General features: G+C 46.0%; 19 protein-coding genes. 3 read left to right on the top strand and 16 right to left on the bottom strand.

Features of this window, described 5'->3' with window-relative positions; all coding sequences use genetic code 11:
- Nucleotides 1-60: 60 nt before the first annotated feature.
- Both KNO90_RS09805 and prsW read right to left on the bottom strand, forming a co-directional pair.
- Nucleotides 61-726: a flagellar brake protein gene (locus KNO90_RS09805; protein WP_214740234.1), complete on the bottom strand. Its 666-nt coding sequence runs from the start codon at nucleotides 724-726 to the stop codon at nucleotides 61-63.
- A 15-nt stretch (nucleotides 727-741) separates the two neighbouring features.
- Nucleotides 742-1,398, bottom strand: a complete 657-nt coding sequence (prsW, locus tag KNO90_RS09800) for a glutamic-type intramembrane protease PrsW (RefSeq protein WP_214740227.1) — start codon at nucleotides 1,396-1,398, stop codon at nucleotides 742-744.
- Nucleotides 1,399-1,505: 107 nt separating this feature from the next.
- Between prsW and KNO90_RS09795 the strand changes: the two genes are divergently transcribed.
- Nucleotides 1,506-2,477, top strand: coding sequence for an asparaginase (locus tag KNO90_RS09795; RefSeq protein WP_214740225.1), 972 nt, complete (start codon nucleotides 1,506-1,508; stop codon nucleotides 2,475-2,477).
- Between the two features lie 49 nt (nucleotides 2,478-2,526).
- A complete protein-coding gene (locus KNO90_RS09790) occupies nucleotides 2,527-3,510 on the top strand; it encodes a YpdA family putative bacillithiol disulfide reductase (RefSeq protein WP_215113541.1) in 984 nt (327 codons plus the stop codon).
- A 38-nt stretch (nucleotides 3,511-3,548) separates the two neighbouring features.
- On the opposite strand, the gene KNO90_RS09785 is transcribed toward KNO90_RS09790, so the two are convergent.
- From KNO90_RS09785 to KNO90_RS09755, 7 genes are all read right to left on the bottom strand, one after another.
- Nucleotides 3,549-4,817 (bottom strand): Glu/Leu/Phe/Val family dehydrogenase, encoded by a 1,269-nt coding sequence (locus KNO90_RS09785; RefSeq protein ID WP_214740223.1) that lies wholly within the window; start codon nucleotides 4,815-4,817, stop codon nucleotides 3,549-3,551.
- A gap of 146 nt (nucleotides 4,818-4,963) precedes the next feature.
- Nucleotides 4,964-5,890 (bottom strand): D-alanine--D-alanine ligase, encoded by a 927-nt coding sequence (locus KNO90_RS09780; protein WP_214740221.1) that lies wholly within the window; start codon nucleotides 5,888-5,890, stop codon nucleotides 4,964-4,966.
- A 98-nt stretch (nucleotides 5,891-5,988) separates the two neighbouring features.
- A complete protein-coding gene (locus tag KNO90_RS09775) occupies nucleotides 5,989-6,567 on the bottom strand; it encodes an adaptor protein MecA (RefSeq protein ID WP_214740219.1) in 579 nt (192 codons plus the stop codon).
- A 60-nt stretch (nucleotides 6,568-6,627) separates the two neighbouring features.
- On the bottom strand, nucleotides 6,628-7,491 hold the full coding sequence (locus tag KNO90_RS09770; protein ID WP_214740211.1) for a MerR family transcriptional regulator: 864 nt from the start codon (nucleotides 7,489-7,491) through the stop codon (nucleotides 6,628-6,630).
- Between the two features lie 129 nt (nucleotides 7,492-7,620).
- A complete protein-coding gene (locus KNO90_RS09765; RefSeq protein ID WP_214740209.1) occupies nucleotides 7,621-7,821 on the bottom strand; it encodes a hypothetical protein in 201 nt (66 codons plus the stop codon).
- A gap of 41 nt (nucleotides 7,822-7,862) precedes the next feature.
- Complete coding sequence (locus KNO90_RS09760; RefSeq protein WP_353048490.1) at nucleotides 7,863-9,290, bottom strand: RecQ family ATP-dependent DNA helicase; 1,428 nt, start codon at nucleotides 9,288-9,290, stop codon at nucleotides 7,863-7,865.
- Nucleotides 9,274-10,296 carry a YpbB family protein gene (locus tag KNO90_RS09755; protein WP_215113499.1) on the bottom strand — a complete coding sequence of 341 codons (1,023 nt, stop codon included), beginning with the start codon at nucleotides 10,294-10,296 and terminating at the stop codon, nucleotides 9,274-9,276. Before KNO90_RS09755 ends, KNO90_RS09760 begins: the two co-directional genes overlap by 17 nt.
- A 143-nt stretch (nucleotides 10,297-10,439) precedes the next feature.
- Between KNO90_RS09755 and KNO90_RS09750 the strand changes: the two genes are divergently transcribed.
- Nucleotides 10,440-10,688 carry a ferredoxin gene (locus KNO90_RS09750; protein ID WP_214740203.1) on the top strand — a complete coding sequence of 83 codons (249 nt, stop codon included), beginning with the start codon at nucleotides 10,440-10,442 and terminating at the stop codon, nucleotides 10,686-10,688.
- Nucleotides 10,689-10,849: 161 nt separating this feature from the next.
- Here KNO90_RS09750 and KNO90_RS09745 read toward each other — a convergent pair whose 3' ends face one another.
- The 7 genes from KNO90_RS09745 to KNO90_RS09715 all read right to left on the bottom strand — a co-directional run bounded on the left by KNO90_RS09745 (nucleotide 10,850) and on the right by KNO90_RS09715 (nucleotide 20,730).
- Nucleotides 10,850-11,809: an ABC transporter permease gene (locus tag KNO90_RS09745; RefSeq protein ID WP_214740201.1), complete on the bottom strand. Its 960-nt coding sequence runs from the start codon at nucleotides 11,807-11,809 to the stop codon at nucleotides 10,850-10,852.
- Nucleotides 11,806-12,870, bottom strand: coding sequence for an ABC transporter permease (locus KNO90_RS09740; RefSeq protein ID WP_214740199.1), 1,065 nt, complete (start codon nucleotides 12,868-12,870; stop codon nucleotides 11,806-11,808). Before KNO90_RS09740 ends, KNO90_RS09745 begins: the two co-directional genes overlap by 4 nt.
- Nucleotides 12,867-14,393: an ABC transporter ATP-binding protein gene (locus tag KNO90_RS09735; RefSeq protein ID WP_214740197.1), complete on the bottom strand. Its 1,527-nt coding sequence runs from the start codon at nucleotides 14,391-14,393 to the stop codon at nucleotides 12,867-12,869. The genes KNO90_RS09740 and KNO90_RS09735 overlap by 4 nt, the downstream gene beginning before the upstream one ends.
- 62 nt (nucleotides 14,394-14,455) lie before the next feature.
- Nucleotides 14,456-15,541: a BMP family lipoprotein gene (locus KNO90_RS09730; protein WP_214742362.1), complete on the bottom strand. Its 1,086-nt coding sequence runs from the start codon at nucleotides 15,539-15,541 to the stop codon at nucleotides 14,456-14,458.
- 130 nt (nucleotides 15,542-15,671) lie between these two features.
- On the bottom strand, nucleotides 15,672-16,391 hold the full coding sequence (locus KNO90_RS09725) for a GntR family transcriptional regulator (protein ID WP_214740195.1): 720 nt from the start codon (nucleotides 16,389-16,391) through the stop codon (nucleotides 15,672-15,674).
- A gap of 402 nt (nucleotides 16,392-16,793) precedes the next feature.
- Nucleotides 16,794-19,001 (bottom strand): DNA translocase FtsK, encoded by a 2,208-nt coding sequence (locus tag KNO90_RS09720; RefSeq protein WP_215113498.1) that lies wholly within the window; start codon nucleotides 18,999-19,001, stop codon nucleotides 16,794-16,796.
- Between the two features lie 61 nt (nucleotides 19,002-19,062).
- Entirely contained in the window at nucleotides 19,063-20,730 is a 1,668-nt protein-coding gene (locus KNO90_RS09715) for a ribonuclease J (protein ID WP_214740190.1), read from the bottom strand.
- Between the last annotated feature and the right edge of the window lie 62 nt (nucleotides 20,731-20,792).

Here is a 20,792-nt window from a genome sequence, read left to right as displayed (position 1 = left end):
GAGTGTTCCCGATACCCTCCTCCTCTCGGTCAATAATCCCGAGAACATCATAACAGTTTTTTATCTTGAAGAAAATATAGACCCTGTCCGCTTTCGAGCTTCGAGCTGGACGCGGAAACAGTAACGTAAAATCGTCTCTTGATCGCGCGGCGTCAAATCTTCAAAGGCTAGCGAGAGTTCCTGCTTCATTTCCTGCTTATGGATACGTACGAGGCGACTCTTTACGCGAAAGAGTTGAGGCGTTCCCTGTTCATTTTCAATTCGGAAAACAACGATGAGTGACTCATCCACTTCAACCGGCGCACGGTTCGCAATAATTTTCATTCCACCTGCAGAAACGTCTAATGACGTCGTTTCAAACGACTCGAACCCTTCACCGTCAGCCGCGAGCACGGTCACGTCAATCATTTCAGGAACACGTAAATATTCACGACGCTGAATACGTTTAATTTTTTTCTCGTCCGGCAGGTTAAACGCATATCGAATCGTCATTTGGGCATCACTGATCCGTTTCGCAACTTTCGTGTCGAAAGCAAACAATTGATTGTCTCCTTGGAAGAAGTAAACCCGTATTTCTTCCTCTTCGTGTAAAAAGAATGTCTTAAGTGTTGTCATATCACTTGGTGATTCAATCCACACGACTTGATCAACGATTGCAGCGATTTTCGTCTTCCCCTCTGCGCGGCCTTCTACTTCAATTCTTAATTCTTGACCTTCTTTTAACATACGTTCTCTTCCCCTTTATTTAAATTGACGACGATTGGACAGGTTGGCCGCTCGCACTAGTAGCAGAGCAACCATCCATAAAATGACGATATATAGAACGGCAGGTAGCTTGTTCTCCGGCTCGAGAATCAAAATCAAATCGAACGTACCGTGAATGATTGTCGCAGATAGAATGGCCATGAACAGCCATACTCTCTCTCGTGCCGAATGCTTTGCCCGCCCTAAACAATACCCCATCACGACCGCGAACAAGGCGTGTCCGCTCACAGGCAAGATTGCACGCCAAATCGCAATTTCTAATGAATCGTACACCCATAAGTATAAAAAATTCTCTAATGTCGCAAAGCCTAATGAGCAGGCGACCGCATAGAGAATCCCGTCGTAGTAATCATCAAAGACTTTATGTATATATATTGTATAATAAATCATAAACCATTTAAAAAACTCTTCGAGTAAAGCAGTGGCGACATACGCCCCCCAAAACGGTCCGGTAAGAACACCTTCTTCAACGAAGGCATATTGGATAAACATGATGGGGAACACGAGAACTGCGCCGGCCACGAAAGAACGAATCACATATCCGAGCGGTTCCGCCTCCAACTCATGTCGAAGATAGAAGTAGGAAAGAAGGGCAAGCCCCGGGGCAACCGCAGACAAGGCGATTGCGATCATCATGCATCTCTCCTTTCTTCCACTAGCATACACTGAATTGCTCGAAAGAAAAAGTGTAGAACCCCTAGAAAATGGTAATTTTCACAAAAATAATGAGGAGGACACATATGAACCATTTATTATTAATCCACACGGGCGGTACAATCGCCATGTCACAGTCCGGAACAGGTCACGTCGAACCGAGTGACGTCAACCCTATTGATGCGACACTACCGAAGGCGACGGACATCGCCCACATCACAACGAAGCATTTTTCGAACATCCCCTCGCCCCATATGACTCCTGAGAAGATGCTTGAATTGGCGCATTTCATCCAACGAGAACTGACACAAGACACGTATGATGGGGTCGTTATCACACATGGGACCGATACGCTTGAAGAGACCGCTTATTTCTTACAAATCACACTTGGGGCGCCGGTACCAATCGTTCTGACAGGCGCAATGCGATCCTCGAACGAGGTAGGTTCAGACGGAGAATTCAATTTAATCACTGCCCTACGTGTCGCAAAAAGCGAGGCAGCTCGTGGCAAAGGTGTGCTCGTCGTATTTAACGGTGAAATCCACTCGGCGTTTAACGTCACAAAAACACATACCTCGTCGGTCGATACGTTCAAGTCGGTCCATTTCGGAAATGTGGGTATGGTCACAAAGGACCACGTGCTCATCTATAGTCAACCGACAAACAGACAACCAAAAATGATTCCATCCATCTCAAAACGCGTTGCCGTCCTAAAAGTTGTAGCGGGAATGGAACCTGATTTGCTCGAGTCGGTGATTGCACTCGGATACGACGGACTCGTACTTGAAGTGCTGGGTCAAGGAAATGTTCCTCCTACCCTTTTGTCGGCGCTCAAACACCTAGTCGATGAAATCCCTGTGGTCATCGTCAGTCGTTGCTTTAATGGAATCGTTCAGGATGTTTATGGATATGACGGTGGCGGTAAACAGTTGAAAGAGATGGGCATCATTTTCTCGAACGGTTTAAATTCGCAAAAAGCCCGTCTGCGCCTCTTAGTCGAACTCGAGTCAGGTTCGAGCCAATCGGTGTTAGAACATAGTTTTAGCTTCCAGCAATAACCTTGCGCTCACGCGCTCCCTTTCCTACAATGAGCAAAGAGGTGATTTAATAGTGAATAAACAAGCGATTATCGTTGGGGCTGGCCCGTGTGGTCTTTCGGCCGCCATCGAACTAGAGAAGATTGGTGTATCTTGTACCGTGATCGAACGGGGAAACATTGTCGATGCCATCTATCGATATCCGACACACCAAACGTTCTTTTCATCTGCCACGCTTTTAGAAATCGGAGACATTCCGTTCATCTGTAAAGACTTAAAACCCCGGCGCCAAGATGCCCTTGTCTATTATCGAGAAGTCGTATCACGGACCGGTTTGAACGTCCATCCATTCGAGACTGTCGAATCAGTGGAAAAAAATAATGGACGATTTACTGTGACATCTAGACACGAACGACGTGGGGTGACGACTCGTGAAGCTGACTACGTGATTTTAGCCACAGGATATTATGGACGCCCTCGACTACTCGATGTACCAGGCGAATCCCTGCCTCACGTGCATCACTATTTCAATGAGGCGCACCCTTATTTCAAACAACATGTCACCATTATCGGAGGAAAGAACTCTGCAGTCGATGCGGCAATCGAACTAGAGAAAGCGGGCGCTTATGTGACGGTGCTTTATCGCGGCGATTCGTATAGCCCTTCCGTCAAGCCATGGGTTCTCCCAAACTTCGATTCGCTCGTTCGACATGAAAAAGTTCGCATGGAATTCGAGGCGACGATTGAACGAATCACGGAAGATGGCGTCTACTATCGTCAACAAGGTGAAGAAAAACATATCTACGCTGACCACGTGTTCGCGATGACCGGTTATCAACCGGACCATCATTTATTCGAGGACGCGGGCATTCTCGTTGATGAAGAGAGTGGAATTCCTTCATATGATGAAGAAACGTTCGAAACGAACGTGGAACATCTGTTCATCGCAGGCGTGGTGGCAGCAGGAAACGATGCCAATAAGATTTTTATCGAAAACGGACGCTTCCATGGGAAGGCAATTGCTGATACGATCGCAAATCGAATTAACGTATAAAAAAAGTTCGGTCAACAGCTGTTGACCGAACTTTTTGATTATACCCATCCACGGAAACGAGATGCTTCCGCCATCTTACGTACGCCGACCATATAGGCGGCGAGACGCATATCGACTTTTCGTGCTGATGACGTATTGTATACGGTATTGAAGGAATGGACGAGTACTTTCTCGAGTTTTTCCTCGACTTCTTCTTCCGTCCAATAGTAACCTTGGTTATTCTGTACCCATTCAAAATACGACACCGTGACACCACCACTAGATGCCAACACGTCCGGCACGAGGAGAATCCCACGCTCGGTTAAGATTTTTGTCGCTTCATTCGTCGTTGGACCGTTTGCCGCTTCGACCACGATCGATGCTTTAATCGCGTCCGCATTGTCTTCTGTGATTTGGTTCTCGATTGCAGCAGGTACGAGAATGTCACAGTCGAGTTCTAGCATCTCTTTATTTGAGATCGTATTTTTAAACAATGTCGAAATCGTACCGAATGAATCACGACGATCTAACAAGTAAGGGATATCAAGACCGTTCTCATCATGGATGGCACCGTAAGCATCACTGACAGCAATTACTTTCGCTCCGGCATCGTGCATGAATTTCGAAAGGAAGCTACCTGCGTTCCCGAAACCTTGAACAACGACGCGTGCCCCTTTGAGTTCAATACCACGACGGAGTGCCGCTTCTCGAATCATGATGGCCACACCTTTTGCCGTTGCTGTCTCACGACCATGAGAACCCCCGAGGACAAGTGGCTTACCAGTAATGAATCCAGGTGAGTTGAATTCATCGATTCGACTATACTCATCCATCATCCATGCCATGATTTGCGAGTTCGTGAACACGTCTGGTGCTGGAATATCTTTCGTCGGTCCAACAATCTGACTGATGGCGCGAACGTAACCACGGCTCAACCGCTCAATCTCACGGAAACTCATTTCGCGTGGGTCACAGACGATTCCACCTTTCCCTCCACCGTAAGGTAAGTCGACGATTCCTGCTTTTAAGCTCATCCAAACGGATAATGCTTTTACTTCTACCTCCGTTACGCTTGGGTGGAACCGAATTCCCCCTTTTGTCGGTCCGACCGCATCATTATGTTGAGCGCGATAGCCTGTGAAAATCTTTGTTGAGCCATCGTCCATGCGAACAGGGATCCGAACGGTCAGCATGCGAAGCGGTTCTTTTAACAACTCGTACATCTCATCTGGATAGCCGAGTTTATCTAAAGCTTCGTGAATCACCTCTTGTGTCGATTCCAAGATGTTTTTTCGTTTTTGATGACCTTTTTCTTGATCCGTAATCATGAAGGTTTCCTCCCCTAAATTGTCAATTCTCCCCCAAGAATTAACCTCGTATTCGTTTAAAAGTATAGCCGATACGCGTTCAATTTGAAAGGGTTTTACAAAAATAATGAAAGCGTTTTCTTTTAGTGTGTATTCCTATACCTGTCTTATTTCGACTCACGTTCAAGTGCGAGCTCAATGAAGCGCTCTAATAGCTCACCATAAGAAATCCCCGCTGCTTTTGCACTATCGGGGAATAAGCTGAGTGGTGTCATCCCTGGTAACGTGTTTGTTTCTAGAATGTAGGCTTTTCCTGATTCTGAAACGAGGAAGTCGGAACGCGAATATCCAGAACAACCGAGTGCGCGGTGTGCCATGACTGCCGCCTGCTGAACCTCTTCCGTCAAGTCAGTTGAAATCTCTGCCGGACAGACATGAATCGAACCACCTTCTGTATACTTCGACTCATAGTCGTAAAACTCATTTTTTGGAATGATTTCAATAACTGGGAGCGCCTCTTCTTTCCCAAAGTTCCCGATGACGGGCACTGTCAATTCTTTTCCTTTGATGTACTGCTCGACCAGTACGGCTGAATCGCAGGCAAACGCCTTGTCGATCCCTTCACGTAACATCGCTTCGTCCATGGCAATCGTCAGTCCGTTTGATGACCCTTCTTGTGCCGGTTTAACGACACACGGGAACTCATCGCCCCATTCACTCACTTTTGCATCAATCAAATCAGTCGATTCGATCAACACATCGCGTGCGACACGGATGCCAGATGCCGCAAAAATGATTTTCGCTCTCGCCTTGTCCATTGCAAGGGCAGATGCCAAGACTCCTGATCCGGTATACGGGATCCCCGCCATTTCAAGCAGTGATTGTACGCGACCGTCCTCTCCATACTTTCCATGTAACGCGCTGATGACGACGTCGACATCTAATGTCAACAAATCACTCGCCCGCTCCGGATGAAAGTCGATTGCCGTGACCTCATGGCCTCGCTCTGTTAACGCTTCAATCATTCCTTGTCCGCTCGTGAGGGATACTTCTCGTTCTCCTGACACTCCACCATATAATACAGCGACTTTCATTCCAATCTCTCCTTCAACTAACTACTGAAAATTCAAGTCTAATCATAACACGGACATGCTAAAAACAATAGGAACAGAACAGTAAAAAAAAGCCGTACTCATGCGAATGCATCGTACAGCTCTTTAACGGCTTGTTCAGTTTGAATCGTCTTACCGTATTCCATCATGACGTACGGGCTGACCGTAGTCGTCTTCCCGTACTCAGACAAGATTGCCGCAAGTCGTTCTTCCACTTGTGAAGGAAGTACCTCGACGAAGTGAAGATAGTACCGACCGTTGTAATGATATAGTGTCCCGCCTTGTTCAGTTTCATGTATATGTGGGAATAGACGAATCGAAGCATTGATTACATCTTCAATGTCCTCGAACTGATAAATCAAGTGATGAATCACATCGATTGTCAATCGAATCTCAACCTGTTCGATATCGAGTTCGGCAATCGCTTCGCCTCTCTGAACATCGATGACAAGTCCGTCACGAGGAAACATCGTCACATTCAAATCAACTGCTCCTTGCGGAGAGAATCCGTATTCACTTTCTGCTGTTTCAAGCAATTCTTTCCACAGCTGTTGACCATTTTCCCCCACAATTGTATCAATGGCGATTCCACGTAACGAGAGTTCATTCGCAGTCACATATACACGAAGATGTTCTTTTGTTTGTTTTTCAAATCTCAATCGAAAACCTCCAGTGAATAGTCAATCCTAATAATAAGCTACTCCCGTTTTCATCCCGTGTCAAATAGTTGATAACCATTTTGTCCATTCTTCCGGTGTGTCGCCAAGAAATGCATCCTTAAATCGATTCCTTTCTAAACTAACCGCATATCCACCAGCCCCAATTTTTAAGCCAGGGTGCTCAGTTTGAATATATGCCATAGCCTCTTCTAGGTCGGGAATGTGATCGGTCAATGTACAAGCAAAAATAAGACAAGATGCATCGATATCATAAAGGGCTTTGCTCAGATCTTCTTTCGGAAACCCTGCACCGAGGAAAATGACATCATAACCGTGTTGACGTAAATAGAGGGTGACAAATAACAGTCCGATCTCATGCATTTCACCCGGGGCACAGACACATGTGACACGTGGCAAGAAAGGGTTCATCGGCATCTGAAGCGACAGCGTGGAAAGACGCGCCCGCAAAAAAGCCGTGGCGAAATGTTCGTGCGCGATTGTGATTGACCCATCTTCCCAACGTGTACCGATATCCATCAAAAGCGGTCCAATGATGTCCTTCGTCACTTTTTCAAAGCTGAACGTATTAAAGGCACGGTTGATTAAGTCATGAGCGGTACGTTCATCAAAAGAGAGAAGCGCCTGGAGCAACCCATCTTTTAATTCCTCATCATACAGTTTAGCGGAAGTAGGTTCAGGCTCCGGAGCCTGATGCAATTGCTGAATCGCCTGAGAGACACTCAAACCCTCTTTCTGCTTATCGACCACCCACTTGATTTTTTCGACATCCTGATCTGAATACAGGCGGTGACCAGACTCGGTTCGGCTCGGCACGATAAATTGATAACGGCGTTCCCATGCCCGAATGGTCGTTGGATTGACACCGGTCAACGTCGCGACTGTCTTGATGGAGTATTTCGGCATCTCCGCCCTCCTCTCTTACTCGTTCTAATAATATAAGTATATCCGCATTCAAACGAGTTTACCCCTTTTATTGTGCAATCGAGTACTTTTTGAATATAAAAAAGGCGCGAACGTTGTCCGCACCTTCCTTTAAAATATGGCGTGTCGCCCAATATATATGAAAATGAGAATAATCGCTAACATGGCGAACGTTAAAGTCATCGCCAATGGGCGCTTCATCCAGTTATCATTCAATTTTCTCTTTCGTTCGTGCTCTTGCCTCTCAGCTCGAGATGGCAACGTGTCCGCCAATTGATCACGAAGAGAATCTGCCTGATTCCGATGTCGCAACGGATGCCCTCCTTTACCTTTTTTATCATTTTACTATGATATTATTCAAAGGAAAAGATTTGCGTCAACCGAATTTTCCATTCTGTCACATTTTTTCGAACGATTGTCGGAGTATCTGGGAAATGAACGGGACCGCACACATCACAACATTCTTTTTGGTCGATTGTCGGCTCTGAAAAATAACGAAGCAAATAATCACGTCGACATGTACGGATGAGGGCATAATCCATCATCTGTCCGAGCTGTCGATAACGATCTCGTTTCCTTTCTTTTACCCAGTCAAGCGTCTCTTGAAGCGACCGTTCAGATAATAATTGCTTCAACAATAAGAACTTCGGATCTTCCTCATTCATCCGTAACATACGCTGTACCTGTTGTAAGGAGGTTCCGTTCTCGCGCTCAAAATAAGCCAATCGAATATCCTCGTCTTTCGGGTACTGTCCGTCGATTAAAAATTGCTGGATGCGCTCGTCTCCATCCGCATATAGAAGGACCGCGAATGCGGGTTGCCCGTCACGTCCCGCTCGTCCGATCTCTTGCATGTACGCTTCAACCGTGGCAGGTAATTGATAGTGAACGACCGAGCGTACATTATTTTTGTTCACTCCCATACCAAAGGCACTGGTACACACCATGACAGTAACTTCATTTCGTAAAAATTGCGACTGAACGAGTCGGCGATCTTCTGTCGACATGCCACCATGATAAAATAGTGCGTCCTCGAGTTCGAACGCTAGCGCTTCGGCTTCACGGCGTGTCGCTGTATAGACGACAGCTGGTTTTGGTATTTCCTTCATCAACTCTTTTAGTCGTTCAAGCTTTTTCTCTTTTTCTAATCGTTCGACGATTAAGCGAATTTCAGGTCGATTGGCAGAATGAACGAATTGCTCGGGTGAGAACAACGCTAATTTTTCAATGATATCTTGTTTCACACTTTCCGGGGCTGTCGCCGTGACGGCCATGCATTGAGGACTGCCGATCTGTTTGCGCAATTCACCTAACCGTGCATACTCTGGTCGAAACTCATGGCCCCATTGTGAGATGCAGTGCGCTTCATCAATGACGAGCATTTGAATGTTCACATTCGCAAGTGCACGTGTTACATATGGGACGGCCAATTGCTCTGGAGATAAGTATAAAAAACGATATTTCTTTAATTGACTGATAATCTCATTCTTTTCTTCGGATGACTCCATCGATGTCAAACGGGCGACCCCTCGTTCTCCACGCTCTCTGATATGCAACATCTGATCTTCAATCAAAGACAGTAGCGGTGAGACAATCACCGTCAGTCCTGCGTTCTTAATGTAAGAAGGAAGTTGAAACGTCAACGATTTCCCTGCACCTGTCGGCATTACTGCCAACACATCTTGCCCTTCTACCGCAGCGTGAATGATGTCGTGTTGCCCCGGACGGAATGAATCATACCCAAACACTCGCTTCAGTGTTGATTCATACAAAGGTCTCACCTCGTTTCAGCCTTGCGAAGACAAGGCGTATTTGAAAGTAACTGACACTCCCCATCTCTTCAAAGATTGGTTTCAGTGCCCAACTCGTCGGCTGTCTCAGCTTTTCGATCGTCACGACGTCTTCCATCGCGACGAATTGCTCGAGTGGGAAGACATCTAAATACATCGCTAATTCCACTACATGATCTTCAATCGTACTCGTTCGTAGTCGGCGTGTCGCTTGGACTTGTTGAAACGAGTAGCCTTTTAGAAATAATTCGTAGGATTCATGCGCAGAAAAAGTCATCTGATCCGAAGATAGACCGTACGTAAACCCTCTAAGTTTGGCATCTTCAGGCAACTGGATCAAGAGTTCATTCCAACCTGCTAAGAAGTAAAGCCGAGCCGTTTCTGCATCGACATCTAGCAATCCGGCAATTTGTTCATAAGTTAATCCAGTTTCAAACGCTCCAGTAAATCGATAGACGACTGCCGTCGCATAAGGATCGCCAATCCGTTCGAGCGCCTGTTCGATTTCTTGATGAAACGTCTGCATCAACGGCTTCCATTCCCGATCAAGTCTCAATAATTGTTTGACCCATTGCTCTGCCGACCGATCGGCTTGTACAGGATAAAACGTTCGAGCGTGCTCTCTCGACATGAACGTTTGGACGAATAAACTTAATCGTTTCCACGTCGTCGCATTGTAATCCCGTCGTTGTCCACCGAGACGGTTGAACAAATCTTCTACTGCTTCTGGTGATGAGATCAACTCTCCCGCTTCCGTCAGTTGAAATCGTTTCCGATCTAGCCATCCTCGTTTTTCAAGTGTCTTCAATGTTGTCTCGTACATATACGTCGTTTGCGGAAACTGTCCAAAAACAGGTTCTAAATCATAAAAGAACGCGTCCTGTAACGTTGTCGCTGATCGTTTCCCGTTCAAGACATGAAACAGGCTGCGTTCACTTCGTTCTCCGTTTAAACGCTTGATGGCCAGCAATAGTACTCCATCCGCTAAATGAACCAAATCGTCACTTCCTTAAATAAATCATTATCCTACCAAAAAGACATTCGTTTCCTCATTGAAATAATTGGGTATGTAGACTACAATAACTCATAGTGAGTAGTATGACTTCCTAAGAGAAACGAACCGTTTGGAGGGTTATTATCATGGCAAAATTTACAATCGTTGATAAAGATACATGCATCGCATGCGGAGCTTGTGGCGCAGCTGCACCAGATATTTACGATTACGATGATGAAGGTCTTGCATTCAACTTGATGGACGACAACACAGGTACTGTTGAAATCCCTGATGAGTTATATGAAGACATGATGGATGCATTCGAAGGCTGCCCAACAGATTCAATCAAAGTGGCAGATGAATCATTCGAAGGCGATGCATTAAAATTTGAATAATCAATGAAAGACATATCGGTCAACTGACTGATATGTCTTTTTTCATGTCGAGGGGTTCCTTTTATATAGATTATGACATCTCTCACCAAGTATAACAAAAAAGGTTGTTTGGCTTAAGCGCCAAACAACCTGAACATAATGGACATATGTCCTATTTCTAATTACCGTTTCCCTTTAATATATGGGATACCGACAGACTTCGGTGCATCCGCACGACCGACGAGTCCAGCGAGTGCAAGGATTGTGAGCGCATATGGCGCGATCAAGAGAAGAAGCTGCGGCACGTTATTGATGACCGGTAAGTTACTTCCGATAATCGATAAGGCTTGTGCGAATCCGAAGAACAATCCGGCACCGAGCGCTCCAAGTGGGTTCCATTTACCGAAAATCATTGCGGCAATGGCTAAGAATCCTTGACCGACGATCGTCGTCCCACTGAAGTTCGTAGTAACTGTTACAGCATAGACCGCTCCGGCAAGACCACCAAAGGCACCAGAGAGCATGACACCCATGAAGCGCATTTTTGTGACGTTGATTCCCATCGTATCAGCTGCCATCGGATGTTCACCGACCGAGCGGAGACGAAGGCCAAACGGCGTCTTAAAGATGACGAACCAAACGACGAACGCCAAAGCGATTGCGACGAACGACGTGTACTGAACATTTATGAAGAACATTTTGAGTACAGGAATGTCCGATAAGAACGGGACGTTCTCTTTCGCGATACGATATTCGATAAAGTCGGTTTGTCCCTTATTGTAGAGAACTCGTACGACGAAGATAGCAAGACCGATCGCAAGCATGTTAATCGCGACACCGAGTACCGTCTGGTCCGCACGCCAAAGGATGGCTGGAACGGCCAAGAAGAGTGAGAACAACGCGCCGACCACCATCGCGACGAGTAACGCGATCCATGGACTCAACGCACCCGCTCCTAAATCAGTCAAAGTGAGCGTCGTGATGATCCCTGTCGCGGCACCGATGACCATGATTCCTTCAAGGGCGATGTTGACAACACCAGACCGTTCACTGAAAATTCCACCGAGCGCTGCGATAATGAGTGGAGTCGCATAGGCAAGTGCAACCGGTACGACAATGTAGAGTACTTCTAAGAAGCTCATTTTTTCTCCACTCCTTTCTTACGATTTCCTTTAAGTTTCTCAACAACATAGTTGATCGCATAACCAGATGCCACAAAGATAACAATGGCTGCGATGATGACTTTAACGAGCTCAGAAGGTACGTTCGCACCTAATTGCATCGCCAAACCACCAATGTTCAATCCTGCAAAGAGAATGGCGGCAAGCACGACACCGATTGCAGTGTTCGCACCGAGAAGGGCAACGGCGATCCCGTCGAATCCGACACCTGTGAACGATGCAGAGAGCGTCATACTACCGAATGTACCAAGGCCTTCCATTGCACCGGCAAGACCAGCGAACATTCCCGAGATGACAAATGACAAGACGATGTTTCGATTGACACTCATCCCTGCGTATTGAGACGCATGTTTGTTAAATCCAACCGCACGAAGCTCATATCCAAGCGTCGTCCGTTGAAGAATATAGTAATACACAATCGCAGCAAGGACGGCGATTAACACACCCCAGTGCAAGCGTGAATACGTTGTCAATTCTTGTAACCATGGTGATGCTAAAGATGCTGATTCTTTAACTGAATCGGTACGCTCATTCGTTACACCAATGACATTACGCAAAATGGCATTCGTCGTGTAAAGAGCGATATAGTTCATCATGATTGACGTGATGACTTCATGAACGTAGAACTTCGCTTTTAAGAAACCAGGAACGAACGCCCAGATTGCAGCTGCTACCATCGCCGCGAGGAGTGCAAGCGGCAAATGGAGGAACATCGGCAAGTCAAAGTTAATTCCGACGTAAACTGCCGCGACCCAGCCAATCAATACTTGTCCTTCTACCCCGATGTTAAAGAGTCCCGTACGGAACGCAAATGCGACCGCAAGACCTGAGAAGATCAGTGGTGCCGCTGCTCGTAACGTTTCCCCTACCGCATACGGACTACCAAACATCCCCTCGAACAACGAGATGAACCCTTGTACCGGATCATAGCCACCGATCAACATGACGATCGCCCCGACGAGAAGTCCTAAAATAATGGATAGGAGTGGAATGAGAAGTTGGTTTAAACTTAGTTTTTTCATTCTGTTTCGTCCCCTCTCTGACCGCCGGCCATCAAGAAGCCAAGTTCTTGTTCCGTCGTCTCTTTCGGATCACGAATCCCTACAATTTTTCCTTCATAGAGAACTGCAATACGGTCGGATACGTGTAAAATCTCATCAAGTTCGAATGAAATGAGGAGGACAGCACGTCCTTTTTCACGCTCTTTAATGAGTTGCTCGTGAATAAATTCAATCGCACCAACATCGAGACCACGCGTCGGTTGAGCGGCGATGAGTAAGTCTGGTGAACGATCGACTTCACGGGCGATAATGGCTTTTTGTTGGTTACCACCTGATAGGGCGCGTGCTGGAACATCGATCGATGGAGTTCGGACGTCAAACTTCTCAATCAATGCCTTCGCCTTCTCTGCAACCGCTTTATAATTCATCAAGCCCCGTTTTGAGAACGGTTCTTTGTAATACGTTTGAAGAACCATGTTGTCGCGGATTGAATAGTCGAGTACAAGCCCGTGCTTATGACGGTCTTGCGGAATGTGTCCAATACCAGCCTCTGTCATCTTACGCGGCGTATGGCCCGTAACATCTTGACCATTCAACATTACTTTACCTGATTCCGGTTTTTTAAGTCCGGTAATCGCCTCAATCAACTCGGTTTGACCATTTCCATCGATTCCGGCAATCCCCAATACTTCTCCTGCACGAATCTGTAGATCTAACCCTTCGACCACGCTTAATCCACGGCTGTCTTTAACGACGAGGTTTTGAACGTCAAGAACGACTTGTTGCGGATCCGCTTTCGAATACTCCGCGTCAAAGTTTACTTCACGACCAACCATCATTTCAGCTAAGCTGTCTTCGTTGACCGTCTCGTCCACTTCGACCGTGCCGATATAACGACCGCGGCGAATGACCGTACAACGATCGGCAACTTGCATGATTTCCTTCAGCTTGTGTGTAATCAAGATGATTGACTTACCTTCAGCAATCAGACGTTTCATAATTTGGATAAGTTCTTGAATCTCTTGTGGTGTCAACACTGCCGTTGGTTCATCAAAAATCAAAATATCCGCTCCACGATAGAGCGTCTTCAAGATTTCTACACGCTGTTGCATACCGACTGAAATGTCTTCGATTTTTGCATCAGGATCGATTTTCAACCCGTATTGTTCTGAAATTTCCATGACCTTTTTACGAGCTGTATCACGATCGATCGTCATCCCACTTTTCGGTTCAAGACCAAGGATGATGTTCTCCGTGACTGTGAATTTTTCAACCAACATAAAGTGTTGGTGGACCATCCCGATTCCGAGATCGTTGGCGATATTCGGATTTTCAATATCTACTTTCTTCCCGTGTACGCGAATCTCTCCACCCTCAGGCTGGTAAAGACCGAATAACACGTTCATGAGCGTCGATTTCCCGGCTCCGTTTTCTCCTAACAGCGCATGGATTTCACCTTTGCGCAATTGGAGTGTGATATTGTCGTTCGCAACGAACGTACCGAACTCTTTGCGAATATTTAGCATTTCAATTACATATTCCAAGAAAGTTCACCCCTAACTTTAAGTAAAGGGAGACCACATGGGTCTCCCCCTAACTCAATGAATTATTTTACGTTTTTCATGAACTCTTCGAACTCAGCATCTGTTGCTGGTGCAGTGAGCTCACCATCAACCAACTGCTGACGGTATTCTTCAACTTTGTCGAGGATTTCTTTCGAAACGTGCTTGTCAGATGTTTCAGCGATTCCGACACCGTCATCTTTCAAACCGAACTCGATGATTTCACCAGCAGGGAACTTGCCGTCCATTGCTTGTTTCGAAACATCGTAAGTAGCCGTATCAACACGTTTAACCATTGAAGTAAGGGCTACATCTTCTGGGAGACCTTCTTCGTATTGGTCACGGTCAACCCCGATTACCCATACTTCTTCACCGTTCTTCTTACGGTTTTTCGCTTCTGTGAATACCCCTACACCCGTACCACCAGCTGCGTGATAGATGATGTCAGATCCTGAACCGTACATTCCTGAAGCAATCGCTGTACCTTTTTCAGCTGAGTTGAAGTCTTCAGCGTATTTCACGTCGATTGTCGCTTCTGGGTTTACAGCCATGACACCTGCTTTAAATCCGTTCTCGAATTTTTTGATCAAGTCAGATTCAACTCCACCTACGAAACCAACTTTATCTGTTTTTGTCGAGAGACCGGCAATGACACCAACGAGGAATGAACCTTCTTGCTCTTTGAACGTGATTGAAGCAACGTTAGGTGCATCCACAACCATATCTACGATTGCGAAGTTGCTATCTGGGAATTGTTCTGCAACTTTTTGAACGTCTTCAGCCATCAAGAAGCCGATTCCGTAGATCAAGTTGAAGTTGTCACGAGCCAATTGTTGCAAGTTTGGCTGATAGTCTGCTTGTTTTGCTGATTGAAGGTATTTGAATCCTTCGTTTTCAGTCAAGCTGTTGTCTTCACCAAACTTTTTGAGACCTTCCCAAGCAGATTGGTTGAATGACTTATCATCAACACCGCCTGTGTCCGTAACCATTGCAACTTTGAAGTCGCCGCCTTTGCCGCCATCACCGTTTGAAGATGAGCTTTCGTTGTCATCGCCACCGCATGCTGCGAGTACTGTAGAGAGTGTGAGTCCTGCTGCTAAAGCTGAGAGAATCGTTTTCTTTTTGTTCATCATCGTCGTGTTTCCCCTTTCGGTTCATAACAAAATTTGTTGTCATGTTATCAGTAGTCTTTACACCGGTATAAGAAAGCGCTTTCACGCTATTCCCCAAAAATAACTCTTTCGTTCAAAAACTGCTCGTTTAAACTCGTTTACGTACGACGTGGAAGTCGAATCGATCAGCGCGGAAAAAGTTGGCCGAATCGAGTAATGGTAAATCACTCTCATCATAATGCAATTGTTTTAAAGCAAGTAACGGTTGATCCGTTTGAAGTTGTGACGAAATTTCAGAGCTGACACTCGGTTCGATGTGCGTGATCGCATATGCGACTCGACGTCCTACCTCTTGTTCAAGAGAATCAAATAGAGACTTCCCTTCAGTCAACGCCTCAGGATTCGAGACAAGATGGGCCGGCACTTTGTCGACACAATAGACGACCGGTGTGTCATCCGCATATCGAATTCGTACAATTCGATAAATCGGTGAGTTCGGCTCAATCTTGAGACGCTCGGCTTCTCTCTCTGTTGCCAACACTTTCTCGGCCACCAATACTTTCGTTCCCGGTGTCATTTTCGCTCGTGTGATCATATCAGTGACACTGAACAACTCTTCAATCCCTGAAGTGAATGGCGGTTTAGAACTAATGAATGTTCCCACACCATGTTTTCGCACGACAAATTTCTCGTCTTCTAGAATTCGGAGTGCTTCGCGAAGCGTCGCTCGACTAACTCCGAGTTGCTTCGACAGTTCGAATTCTGAAGGCAATTTCTCACCTTCACGATAGACACCAGCGTCGATATCTTGCTTAATTTTCTCAATCACTCGGAGGTAGAGCAATCGATGATCGAGCTTAATCGACATTGGCCTCACCACCTTTAATTTACTTACCAGTGCTCAGACATCTGACGTATGAATGTCCTTGCCAATATTAAGTATAGGGATTCAAGAATTAGAACGCAATAGTTTTTGTTCGGAATCAAGGAAATATTTTTTGTTTTTCGCTTGAACCGTACCTCTGAGTCCATTTTACCCTTTCTACCCTTAATTGAAAAACTTTTGTAAAATGTAAACGTTATTAAAAAATGTAAGCGTTTCAGTGATTTTTAATTGTATGTACCAATTTGATATATAGGTCATATGTGCTATATTACATTTATATTATAGCGAACCTCTCAGATTAGAGCGAATATTACCGCAATCTTTAAAAGTAAATAAAAAGCGAACGATTATATATACCGATATATAATCGTTCGCTTTTTTCAGTTATCCTTCTTGATCTTGAATGAGCACTTTCCTCGGTTTCGAGCCTTCTGACGGACCAACGTATCCCGCTTCCTCAAGGGAGTCAATCAAACGTGCCGCCCGATTATAACCAATTCGGAATCTCCGTTGAATCATCGATGTCGATGCCGTTTCTTGTGTCATGATGAATTGTGCGACTTCTCCGAACAATGAATCATCAGAGTCGATTGTTGTTACTTCTTCTTCTTTTGGCATCATCGCCTCCACATATTGCGCACGTTGTTGGGCAATGACATGGTTGACGACTGTTTCGACTTCCTGGTCAGATACAAACGCTCCTTGGACCCGGACCGGTTTGTTCATTCCGTTCGCAAGCATCAGCATATCTCCTCGACCGAGCAGTTTCTCCGCCCCTCCACCGTCGAGAATCGTTCGTGAATCCGTTTGCGATGAGACGGCGAATGCGATTCGTGACGGAATATTCGCTTTGATGACACCGGTGATGACGTCGACAGACGGACGTTGTGTAGCAAGAACCATGTGAATACCTGCAGCTCGTGCCATTTGTGCAAGTCGCATGATCGCATCCTCTACGTCATTTGATGCGACCATCATCAAATCTGCCAACTCATCCACGATGACGACGATAAACGGTAGCCGTTTCGCATCCTCGTCGTCAGATTGATCGACGAGTTCATTGTATCCCTCAATGTTTCGAACGCCGTATCGACTGAACAACTCATACCGTCTCTCCATCTCGGCAACGACTTGTTTCAGTGCCTGCGCCGCTTTTTTAGGATCTGTGACGACAGGGGTCAATAAATGCGGCACCCCGTTATACACATTTAACTCGACCATTTTCGGGTCAATCATCATGAGTCGGACCTCATCTGGTCGAGATCGCATCAAAAGGGAGACGATCATGCCGTTAATACAGACGGATTTTCCTGACCCTGTCGATCCCGCCACAAGCAAGTGAGGCATTTTATTGAGCGAAATTCCGACCGTTTCTCCACTGATACTGCGACCGAGGGCGACGAGCAGTTTGGAATCATCTTGTTTGACCGGATCGGCTTCAAGTACTTCGCGTAGACATACAGGCGCTACTTCTTGGTTTGGTACCTCGATTCCGATTGCTGCTTTCCCGGGAATCGGGGCTTCAATCCGAATATCTTTTGCAGCGAGTGCAAGTGCCAAATCGTCACTTAGCGAAGTGATGCGACTGACCTTCACACCGATATCCGGTTGTAATTCATATTTTGTGACGGTGGGTCCGAGGTGAATTTTTAACACTTTCACGCCGACACCGAATGATTTAAGGGTTTTTACCAGCTTTGATGCATTTTCTTTTAGACGTGCATTTTCGCCAGATAAATCCGTAATGACTGGTTCTTTCAAATTCGAGAACGGTGGTAGTTCATATGTGTCTGAAACATTTTGAGCTGCCGTCATCATCATCTCTTCAGTCGAAATCGAAGCATCTCCTTCCGAATCAACGGACTCGATTGTTTCTGTTTCTATAGCACGCTTCTCCGCAACCACTTTTTCGCTAAAGCCGACGATCGGAATGTCATGCATCGTTACCGCATCCATGTCTGATTCCGCTTCTGATACGGGTTCTACTTTTGATTCGGTCGATTTAGGGGTTTTGGCCGTCTTTTTCGATTGACTCGTCGTATCCTTTTTCTCGGATTTTGGTCTTGATTGCCACTCATTTTTTATAGCGATGACGGATTCTTGCATACGTTTATACAGCGTTCCCCATATCGTCGGTATATAAAGGGAGACACCGACAATTAAACAAACGACACCGACAAAAATGATTCCGAAGTCTGAGAACAAGTACTGATTCAACTCATAGATGGCACCATTGATGCCACCGCGCTCCTCTCCCCAAAGTAAGTCCCCAAACAATAAAAATGAGATGAACATCGCGAGTAGTCCTGCTCGTTGCATCGGCCTCATCGGATTGAGGAAAATCCATAATAGGATGGCTGTCATCAAATAGGTCAGCGCACCCCATCCTCCAAATATGTAATCAGAAAGTATCGATAACTGTTGACCGATCCAGCCTAAGTCAAATGAGGCAAATACGAATGCGACGATGGCGAGAATAAATAACCCCCATCCATATGTACGTGGCGCAATCGGTTGTGATTTCCGTTTTCTCGTATTTCGCGTTGCCGGTCGCTTTCGCTTCACGGGAGTTTTTCTTGTTTTTTGAGCCACTTCAGTTCCTCCTAAAAAAAGAAGGCAAAAGTCAGATGACTTTTGCCTCACTCACATATCATTAAATCTCCATGATGATCGGCAAGATCATCGGACGACGCTTCGTCTGTTCAAACAAGAAGACGCTTAGTCGCTCGCGGATATTTGATTTCAACTCGGTCCAATCACTGCCAGCTTGCAGACTCTTCTCAATCTGTTTCGTGACAATACGGTTAGCCTCTGAAATCATCTCTTCGGATTCACGCATATACACGAACCCGCGTGAAATGAGTTCAGGTCCTGAAATCAATTTCTTCTGTTTCCGGTTCAACGTGACGACGCAAAGGACGACCCCATCTTGTGACAATAAGCGACGGTCGCGAAGAACGATGTTTCCAACGTCACCAACACCGATTCCGTCAATCAACACGTTACCGGCAGGAACTTTCCGGCTCATGCGTGCCTTACGACCGGTAAATTCAACGACATCTCCTTTTTCCACGATAAAGATGTTGTTTGGCTTAACACCTACTTGCTCTGCAAGTTTCGAGTGCGCCATTTGCATTCGATATTCACCGTGAATCGGTAAGAAGTATTTCGGTTTGACGAGGTTGAGCATCAGTTTCAATTCTTCAGCCGAACCATGTCCAGATACGTGAACTTTACGTTGATTGTAAATGACGTTCGCCCCAGAACGGAACAGAAGGTCAATCGTTTTTGAAACCGACTTCTCATTTCCTGGAATCGGTGTCGCTGCGATGACGACCGTGTCGTTCAAACGAATGTTGACTTGTTTATGGGCGTTACGAGCCATACGTGTCAATGCCGCCATCGGTTCCCCTTGTGAGCCAGTCGTTAAAATGACGACTTTGTTGTCCGGAAGACGGTTCACTTGCGACAATTCAACGAGTGTCTTCGCCTTGAAGCGTAAGTAGTTCAACTTCTGCGCGACTTCGACGATGTTGACCATACTACGACCCACGACCGCGACTTTACGATCATTCGCTTCCGCCGCCGCAAATACTTGCTGGAGGCGATGCACGTTCGATGCGAACGATGCCACGATGACACGACCTTCGGCTTGATAGATCACATCGTTCAATTCTGCTCCAACAATCGACTCAGAGCCGGTTTGACCCGGTCGCTCAGCATTTGTCGAATCCGAAAGGAGCGCAAGAACACCACGTTGTCCGATTGCCGCTAACTTATTGAAGTCGGATTGTTTACCATCGACAGGCGTGTAATCAAACTTGAAATCTCCGGTATGGACGATCGCACCTTGAGACGTTTGAATACAGACGCCGACACAGTCGGGAATCGAGTGATTGACGCGGAAAAACGTGATGAGATGATCAGCGATAGTCAATTTCGTTTTGGCATCAATCATACGAAGGTCGACTTCTTTCAACAAACCGGCCTCTTTTAATTTCAATTCAATTAACCCGAGCGTTAATTTCGTTCCGTACACAGGAACATGTTTCAAATCACGTAAGACGTAGCTGAGTCCACCGATATGGTCTTCGTGACCATGCGTGATGAAAATCGCTCGTACGCGATCTTTATTTTCTTTTAAATACGTGATGTCTGGGATGACGATATCAATCCCGAGCATCTCATCGCCTGGAAACATGAGACCGGCATCGATGACGAAGATGTCGTCGTCTAGCTCCACGACGTACATGTTCTTCCCGATTTCGCCTACGCCTCCAAGCGCAAAGACGCTAATATTCTCTGTCTTCTTTTTTGACACTAACAAAAACCTCCTAATTGTTTCATATTCTGTTTCGTCCCTTATCGCTACTGAATATTGTA

It is taken from the genome of Exiguobacterium sp. s63, assembly GCF_018617335.1.
In the GTDB taxonomy this organism is placed as follows: domain Bacteria; phylum Bacillota; class Bacilli; order Exiguobacteriales; family Exiguobacteriaceae; genus Exiguobacterium.
Note: the sequence above shows the minus strand (reverse complement) of the source record. Positions and strands in the feature narration are given on the sequence as shown.